12 protein-coding genes are annotated in these 7,323 nt (G+C 66.3%); 6 read left to right on the top strand and 6 right to left on the bottom strand.

All coding sequences use genetic code 11. The features are described 5' to 3' along the window. Positions 1-171: 171 nt before the first annotated feature. From A2X88_02585 to A2X88_02560, 6 genes are all read left to right on the top strand, one after another. Positions 172-411, top strand: a complete 240-nt coding sequence (locus tag A2X88_02585) for a hypothetical protein (protein OGP35328.1) — start codon at positions 172-174, stop codon at positions 409-411. After that, entirely contained in the window at positions 408-809 is a 402-nt protein-coding gene (locus A2X88_02580; GenBank protein OGP35327.1) for a putative toxin-antitoxin system toxin component, PIN family, read from the top strand. Before A2X88_02585 ends, A2X88_02580 begins: the two co-directional genes overlap by 4 nt. A gap of 159 nt (positions 810-968) precedes the next feature. Next, positions 969-1,226, top strand: coding sequence for a hypothetical protein (locus A2X88_02575; protein ID OGP35326.1), 258 nt, complete (start codon positions 969-971; stop codon positions 1,224-1,226). 194 nt (positions 1,227-1,420) lie between these two features. Then, entirely contained in the window at positions 1,421-1,675 is a 255-nt protein-coding gene (locus A2X88_02570; GenBank protein OGP35325.1) for a hypothetical protein, read from the top strand. Continuing rightward, on the top strand, positions 1,672-2,088 hold the full coding sequence (locus tag A2X88_02565; GenBank protein OGP35324.1) for a hypothetical protein: 417 nt from the start codon (positions 1,672-1,674) through the stop codon (positions 2,086-2,088). Before A2X88_02570 ends, A2X88_02565 begins: the two co-directional genes overlap by 4 nt. Positions 2,089-2,180: 92 nt before the next feature. Further along, complete coding sequence (locus tag A2X88_02560) at positions 2,181-2,507, top strand: hypothetical protein (GenBank protein OGP35323.1); 327 nt, start codon at positions 2,181-2,183, stop codon at positions 2,505-2,507. A 132-nt stretch (positions 2,508-2,639) separates the two neighbouring features. Here A2X88_02560 and A2X88_02555 read toward each other — a convergent pair whose 3' ends face one another. The 6 genes from A2X88_02555 to A2X88_02530 form a co-directional block, all read right to left on the bottom strand. Then, positions 2,640-3,047 carry a hypothetical protein gene (locus tag A2X88_02555; protein ID OGP35322.1) on the bottom strand — a complete coding sequence of 136 codons (408 nt, stop codon included), beginning with the start codon at positions 3,045-3,047 and terminating at the stop codon, positions 2,640-2,642. A 1-nt stretch (position 3,048) separates the two neighbouring features. Next, positions 3,049-3,240: a toxin HicA gene (locus A2X88_02550; protein ID OGP35321.1), complete on the bottom strand. Its 192-nt coding sequence runs from the start codon at positions 3,238-3,240 to the stop codon at positions 3,049-3,051. Between the two features lie 166 nt (positions 3,241-3,406). Continuing rightward, a complete protein-coding gene (locus tag A2X88_02545) occupies positions 3,407-3,778 on the bottom strand; it encodes a hypothetical protein (GenBank protein ID OGP35320.1) in 372 nt (123 codons plus the stop codon). 173 nt (positions 3,779-3,951) lie between these two features. Beyond that, positions 3,952-4,350, bottom strand: coding sequence for a hypothetical protein (locus A2X88_02540; protein OGP35319.1), 399 nt, complete (start codon positions 4,348-4,350; stop codon positions 3,952-3,954). 30 nt (positions 4,351-4,380) lie between these two features. Beyond that, positions 4,381-6,438, bottom strand: coding sequence for a hypothetical protein (locus A2X88_02535; GenBank protein ID OGP35318.1), 2,058 nt, complete (start codon positions 6,436-6,438; stop codon positions 4,381-4,383). Next, positions 6,435-7,262: a hypothetical protein gene (locus tag A2X88_02530; protein OGP35317.1), complete on the bottom strand. Its 828-nt coding sequence runs from the start codon at positions 7,260-7,262 to the stop codon at positions 6,435-6,437. The genes A2X88_02535 and A2X88_02530 overlap by 4 nt, the downstream gene beginning before the upstream one ends. Positions 7,263-7,323 lie beyond the last annotated feature (61 nt).

The following is a 7,323-nucleotide window of genomic DNA, read 5'->3' as shown; positions in this document are numbered from 1 at the left end:
GCAGTGGCTTCTCCTTCCTCCTCCAGGTAATCGATCTCCTGCTTCCGGTGCGACCGCCAGAACCAGGTGTCGGGGAAGCGCCCCCGGTTGTGGATGTGTTCGGGAACCATTGACCCTCGTCGGGATCAACGGTATCATACGAAGTAATACTGTTGGTCCGGGAGTGAAGAGATGAGATCCAGCAAGGTCCTGTCGATATCGGTTCCCCCCTCCCTCTGGGAGGAGATCGGAAAGCTTGCCGAAAAGGAGCGGATGACCCGCTCGGAGTTGCTGCGGGTCGCCGCCCGCGAATATATCCGTACCCGGTCATGGGCGGATCTTCGGAAAAAAGGCGCCCGTACGGCATTGAAGTTCGGCATCCGGACCGAATCCGACGTCGACCGGGTCATTCATGAGATGCGCCGGAAGTGAGGGTTCTCCTCGACTCGAACGTGTTCGTTTCGGCGGTGCTCCTCGGGCGAAACTGCGAAGAGATCCTCTCATTGGCCCGCGCCGGGGTCCTCCAGCTGTTGTCGTCGGAGGGGATCCTCTCCGAGGTGGAGAGGGTGATGCGGAGGAAGTTCCGCTGGAGCCAGGCGGAGGCCGGGCAGCTTGTGGAAGAACTGCGTTCTCTTTGCACGCTGGTCGAATGCGATCCGTGCGGCGTCGAATTTCTCCCGGATCCGGACGATGCCAAGGTGCTGGCCTGCGCGGTCGCGGGAAAGGTGGACGTCATCGTCACGGGCGACCGGAAGCACCTCCTTCCCCTCGGAAGGTTTCGAGGAGTTCCGATCATATCCCCTGCCGAATTCCTGGATCGCTTGGGATGAGCAGGAACCTGTCGGCGGAGGGAAAACCGGAGGCTCGCGAGTTCGGTTTCTCCACGAATCCCGCCCGCCGATCATCCTCCATCGTCCCCATCCTTCGCCTGTATTGAAACGTTATCAGCTAGACCAGGTGGAAGAGGTTCTCAAGGGGGAGGGCCTGTTATGAAGGACATGATGCAACATAAGGGCTATTTCGGCTCCGTCCATTACGACGACGAGGACGGGATCTTCTTCGGCAGGATCGAATTCATCCGGGCGCTGGTGAGCTACGAGGGAAACGATGCGGCGACGCTGCGGTCCGCCTTCCTGTTGGCGATGAAGGTGATGATCCGGCGGCCATCGCCGAGGCGAGGCAAACCTCCGGATCCGTTTCCCCCCGCTGATCGCCCCCCTCCCCCCCCCTCCACCTCCCTCCCCTGACAAAAAAAGCATAGGGACGTTCTTAAAACTTTTCACCTCGCCTGTGGAACCGAACCATCCGCACAAGGGGAAATCCGCCGGATCGCTACGGGATACGCTCCGAGTGCCTCGCGGCGTTTGATGAATTTCCGATGGATGTGTTGTATTCCTGTAAATCTGATATACTGTCTTTCCGAAATACGGAGGTCAGGGGAATGGCGAAGCAGAGCTTGAACGTGTCGAGCCGCGGGCAGATCACGTTGCCGGCCGGAATCCGGAAGCGCCTGGGGATCGAGGGCGGGGGTGTCCTTTCGGCCGAGGAAAGGGACGGGGCGCTGGTGTTGCGTCCCGCGGTCGTGATGGAGGTGGAAACCTTCTCCGACGCCGACATCCGGCGGTGGAACGAGGAGGACCGTCTCCCTCCGGAAGAGCGTGACAGGATCCTGAAGCGTCTCGGCGGCGGGCGGTGACCCGGGTCTTCCTCGACTCGAACGTCCTGTTCACGGCGGCGCACAACCCCTCCGGCAAGGCGGCGCTGGTGATCGAGCTGGGGATTCGGGGACACTGGGGGCTGGTGACGAGCGCCCATGCGTTCGTGGAGGCGCGCCGCAACCTCGAACTCAAGTTCCCGGGATCCCTGCCCGCGCTCGAGGCGATCCGCCCGGCGTTGGGGATCGTTCCTCCCGGGCGGGGAACGACCTGTCCCGTGCCTCTCCCGGAGAAGGAGCGGCCGATCCTGGAGGCGGCCATCCGCTGCAAGGCGACCCACCTGTTGACCGGCGACCGGAAACACTTCGGCCCCTTCATGAACCGCCCGGACCTGTCTTCGGGGGTGACGATCCAGACGGTGGGGGAGTTTCTTGGCGGACAGAAGAAAGCGTAGGGACGTTCTTAAAGTGGTTCAGCGAGAGCGGCGAAGACGACCTGGGAAACGCGCTCCGGCTGCGTCAGAGGATCCTCGAAGGGGCGTTTCCCGTGGCCGTCCCCTCGCTGCTTTTCTACGAGCTCTGCAACGCCCTTCGCTTCCACCCGAAGTTCGCTGCCCGCGAAGTAAAAGAAGCGGCAACATCGGTCCTCGACATGGGGTTTTCCATCAGGGACGTCACGGCGGAGCTCCTGGAGCGGGCGGTCGATCTTGCCTTTGCACGCGGCATCACCGTCTACGACGCCTGTTTTCTCGCGTTGGCGGAGGCCGAGGGCGCGACGCTGGTCACGGCGGACGCTGAATTCCTCGCGCAGCTCAAGGGGTCAAAGCATGCCGTCGCCCTCTCGAAACTCCGGCCGGATCGAACCCGTCCCTGAAATGCGTGCCTTCACGATCGCCCTCGTGGCCGGGGCCCGGCCCAACTTCATGAAGGATGTTACTCCACGGAAACCGCGTGTCCCCGGGATCGCCGGGGGGCGGGTGGGGAAGGAGTTCTTCGAGGGGAACTCTTATTCCGGAATGTGACGGGCGATATACTCCAGGGCGGCGCGGAGGAGGAAACCGGAACGGGTGTCGCCGGTCGCCTTGGCGCAGGAGTCCACTTCCTGCAGGGCGCGCTCGGGCAGGGTGATGTTGATCCGGCGGGCTTTGCCGGACAGCCTGGAGAGGTCCACGGGGACAAGGGCCCACGCGCCTTCCGCGTAATCGGAATTCTTCCGGTGCGTGTCGATGCTCCCCGGGGGAGGCACCCGCTCCCCGTCGATCAGCATCCCCTCGATATGCGTCGCGATCGCTTCCTTGGCCGATACAAGTGCCTTCTGCATCGTCTCTCCGGCCGAAAAGCATCCCGGCAGGTCCGGAACGGTGACCCCGTAATCGGTCCCCTTCTCCCTGTGGATTACTACGGGGAAGGTCATTTCAAGCGACCCAGGGCCAGCCGGCTTGACGGAAGATGCTCCGGAGCGTCCCGGCCGGGATGTCCCTCTTCGGATGCGGGACAGTGATCTTTCCTTTTTTCTCCGGGTGCTTGAACTGGTAATGGCTCCCTTTGACATGGTGCAGCGTCCACCCTCCGGATCGGAGTCGCCGGATGATCTCGGCGCTTTTCATGGTGTGTATCATACTTACTCCAATGAGACAAGTCCCGGAGCCGGGTCTTTCCCCGGGTCATCCGGGATTGCACCATTGCAGATCCCGTGCCCCTTGATTTCTACGGCGAAGGGGTGTTCCGGATATTCAACGGGTGGATTGAACTAGCGATTGAAGGCGAATTGCTCTACGGCAGCGGCCGCGGGCGGAAGGTCTCGATCAGTCCCACCTTCCAGATCTCTCCCTCCCGGACCATCCGGAGCACCGCGGGGCGTTCCGACCTCCCGTAGGTGATCCGGATCTCGGCCAGGTCCCCCTCGATCTTCCCCATCTCCCACCGGCTCACCAGCAGCGCGGTATCCGGGTCGAACTCCCCCAGGTAGCCCTCCCAGTAGGCCCGGGCGACCGCCCCTCCCTGCGCGAAGTTCTCCGAGATTTCCCCGGGATCGACCGTACCCGCTACCAGCCGGCCGGACTCCCTCACCACGTCGCCCACGATCGTCTCCCGGGATTTCGCGGAGAGGAGCCCCCAGATCGCCGGGTAGTCGCGCGCCTTCATGTTCCGGAAGAGCCCCTCGGCCTGGTGGAGGATCGGGCCGAATGCCGGTGTGGGTGGCCCGGCGGAGGAGGGGACGGAGGCGCGGGGCGCGCAGGACGACAGAGCGGTGATTGCGGCCAGGCAAAGCGATAGCAGGAGTGATCGCAAACGGGGTAAGGGGGGCAGGGCTACGCTCAGTGGCCCGATGTGGATCCGCCTCCGCCGCCGGCTGCGACCCCGATCAGGACGCCGGCGCCGATGATCGCCGCGGCCCATCCGAGGGTGCCCGAGGAGATCCCGGCCGTCGTGCTTTTCCCGGCTGCGGCGCCGGCCCTTGCGGCCGCTTCCGCGGCGGGTGTGGCCGGAGCGGGAGCCGCTGCCGCGGGGGCCCCTTCCTTGACCGGCTCCTCGGCGATCGTCTCTTTCTTCGGCTCGGTCGGCGCGGGAGCCGGAACCGGTTTCTTCGGGGGCCAGGTCGGCCAGTCGCTCTGCGCGAGGGCCATCGGTGCCGTTGCGGTGAAGAAAAGGAAGGCGAACAGGGACGCCAGGGAGATCGCGGTTTTCCGGGAACGGCTCCGGGTCAGGATCCTCATGGCGTCCTCCTCTCAAACGTCATTTTACCCTTATTCCGTATACCCGCTCGGGTCCTTCCTGTCAAGGTGTCCCGGCATCCGGACCGGAAGGTTTGGCCCGATCTGGTCGAACAGGGCCCGGTGCCGGTCCAGGTCCTGCCCCGCGTCCCGGGTCCAGGGGGAGAGGGCGATCCGGTAGGCGGTCCTGGAATCCCGGCCCAGGAAGAGGCGGATCGGGATCTCCACGGCGATCCCCTTGTCGTGGTAGCCCCGGTTGAACGGGTCGGTGAAGTTCGAGGTGTCGGTGACGCTGTACCAGGCCGACAGCACGACCCCGCGGACCCGCTTCGACACGGTGAACCGGGCCCCGAGGTCTCCCGCCAGGAAGCGGCCTCCCTTCACATCCAGCATCAGGTCCAGTTCGGGGAGGTTCAGCCGCCCGTTCAGGAAGAGGGTGTGGTACTCCCGGTCGTTTCGCAGGCGGAACGGGTTGTCGGGATCCCGCTTCCGGAGATAGCTTCCCCCCGCCCCCGCCAGGATCCTCCCGTCGAACAGGGGGACGGCCGTCTCGGCGTCCACCCCCGCGTACATCACCTCCAGGTACCCGGCCGAGATCCGCCCGAACACGGGGCCCGGCGCCCGGACGACCTGTTCCGCCAGCAGCCGCCCCATCGCGATCCGCTCCTTCTTGTAGAGGACGATGTCGCTGCGCACCGGGTTGGAGAGCGGCACGTTCACGGTGGATACGGTGTTCAGCGGGTACCCCTCCAGCCCGAGCAGGAGGGTTCCGCCTCTCCAGGGGGTCGCCCGGAGCTGCCCGGAGGCCCCCAGCCGGTACTTGAAGAAGCCGGAGGGGTCGTTCAGGAAGGTCTCGAAGGAGGGGCGCAGATCCCAGTCGACGATGCGGCGGTGGCGGACCGGCAGGGGAGGCGCTTCCGCCAGCTCCATCGTGAACCGGGAAAACTCCCGGAACCTCTCCCCGGGGATCTTCCCCGCGCCGTACCCGGAAAGCCCGTGGCCGGTCGTCGCGAAGCCGAGCAGCGGGATCCCCTCCTCGGTGAGGACGATCTGGAGATACTCGAACCGCGCCGGCTCCATCCCGGAGAGGATCTCCAGGATCACCTCGACCGCCCGCTCGGGGAAGAACCAGCGGTCGTTGCGGGCCTCGATCCGCAGCGTCACCCCGTCGAAGGAGACGCCGACGTCGCGGAAGCCGGAACCCGCGAGGGCCTCCGTGACCCGGTCCTCGAACGGGCTTGCGCGCGCCTTCGCCGGCTCCCGGTAGGGGGGGTCGTGGATCGGAAGGATCGGCTTTCCGATGTCGAAGGCCACCGAGAGGTTCACCCCGAACTGCTCTCCCCGCTGCCAGGAGAGGTCGATCTCCGCCCACCGAAGCGGCTTCCAGCGCAGGCCGAAGTTGAGCCGGGAGGGGACCGGCTCCCGGAAGTGCGCATCGCGCGCCGGGTCGGTCGTCTGCTTGTGGTAGGCGACCGGGCTGTACTCCGCCACCAGGGCGAGCCGTTCCGTGGGGGCGAACTGGATCCCTCCGAAGAGGCTGGCGTCCCCCCACCACTCCTTCGGGTCGGTGAAGATCTCGAGCCCGAAGTTTTCCCCGGTGGAGGGGAGCGGCCTCTTCCCAAGCCGTCCGTTCCCCAGCCCCAGGGTGAAGTCGAAGGGGAAGATCTGCTTGCTGGCGACGATCGCCTGGGAGGAGTAGATCCGGGTGCCGTGGGGATCGAGCACCGCCAGCGCCAGTGCGGGGGTGTACTTCCCCTCCCGGAGGAACTGGAACTTGAAATCGACCGCCTTGTCCTTGGTGTCGCCGTAGCCGCCGAACTCGGAGAAGCCGGGGACGCCGCCGACCTCGGTGACCCGCCCGGCCGCCTCGATCCGGGGGAAGATCCCGATCGCTCCGTAGTACCACCGGTACGGATCGGCCATCCCCACCCCCACCCGGTACCGGTTCGTCTCCATCACCCGGGCGGTCGGCGTCTCCAGCAGGCCGGTCAGCCCGGAGTTCGAGGGGAAGGTGAAGGGCGCGTCGCCGGCCGACGCGGAGGCGACGGCCAGGAGCGACAGGCAGGCCAGGAGCGCGGCGAGTGTTCTCACGGCAACGTCCCCGGACCGGCGATCTCGAGGATCCGCGCCAACATCCTCCGGTAGTCCTCGATCCCGCCCGTCCATCCCGACCGGCCCGGATCGCGCGGCACGAAAAGCGTGTCCCCGGCCTCGATCCGCGGGCGGTTCTTGCGGAAAAGGGACAGCTCCCAGCGGCCGAGGGCTTCGTTCCACGCGGCCCACCCCTCGGACAGCCTCCCGGCCGTTCCGTCCGCCTTGAGCAGGATCGTCCCGTCCCGATCCGCCTCCGGGAGGAATCCGCCCGCCGCCGCGACGATTTCCGGGAGGCGGGCGCCGGGGGATGCGGGATATTCCCCGGGATCGCGGAGCGCGCCGAGAACCCGCACCGTCCGGGGCGCAGAGGGGAGGAACAGGTCGTCACCGTCCTCGAGCGGCAGATCCTGCGGGCTGTGGATCATCAGGCGGACGAGGGAGAGGCGCACCGGGACGCGCCCCGAAGGAGCGAGATGCCGCACGGAGTCGGCGAACCGCCGCATCCGGTCGTGCTGCGGCTCCCAGGGGCCGTCCTCCCGGACCGCCGCCTCCAGGCGCTTCACGATCCCGGCCAGTTCCTCCTCCTGCCGGGCCCTTTCGGTCTTCCGGAGCAGCACCGCCCCCGGGAGCCAGGCGTTGTCGGCATATCCCCCCGCGCGCAGGATCAGCGACGAGAGGGTCTCCCCCTTGCGCAGTTCGTAGGCGCCCGGACGCGAGATCTCCCCGCGGATCTGCACAACCGGGTTCGGTGCCGACTGCGCTCCGGCCGGCAGGACCGCCGGCAGCGCGAAAATCAGGAGGATCCGAAGGAGCCGGTTCAACGGGAAATTCTTCCTCCTGTCCGGTTCCCCGATCCGGGGAAACCGGTTGCCCCTTCCGTCA

This window comes from Deltaproteobacteria bacterium GWC2_65_14, from assembly GCA_001797615.1.
Lineage (GTDB): Bacteria > Desulfobacterota > Deferrimicrobia > Deferrimicrobiales > Deferrimicrobiaceae > GWC2-65-14.
Note: the sequence above shows the minus strand (reverse complement) of the source record. Positions and strands in the feature narration are given on the sequence as shown.

What these genes read in the sequence shown, in the direction of transcription:
- A2X88_02575 (OGP35326.1), top strand. Translation starts at nt 969, where the DNA reads ATGAAGGACATGATGCAACATAAGGGCTATTTCGGCTCCGTCCATTAC.
- A2X88_02545 (OGP35320.1), bottom strand. Translation starts at nt 3,778, where the DNA reads ATGAAGGCGCGCGACTACCCGGCGATCTGGGGGCTCCTCTCCGCGAAA.
- A2X88_02550 (OGP35321.1), bottom strand. Translation starts at nt 3,240, where the DNA reads ATGAAAAGCGCCGAGATCATCCGGCGACTCCGATCCGGAGGGTGGACG.
- A2X88_02540 (OGP35319.1), bottom strand. Translation starts at nt 4,350, where the DNA reads ATGAGGATCCTGACCCGGAGCCGTTCCCGGAAAACCGCGATCTCCCTG.
- A2X88_02585 (OGP35328.1), top strand. Translation starts at nt 172, where the DNA reads ATGAGATCCAGCAAGGTCCTGTCGATATCGGTTCCCCCCTCCCTCTGG.
- A2X88_02555 (OGP35322.1), bottom strand. Translation starts at nt 3,047, where the DNA reads ATGACCTTCCCCGTAGTAATCCACAGGGAGAAGGGGACCGATTACGGG.
- A2X88_02570 (OGP35325.1), top strand. Translation starts at nt 1,421, where the DNA reads ATGGCGAAGCAGAGCTTGAACGTGTCGAGCCGCGGGCAGATCACGTTG.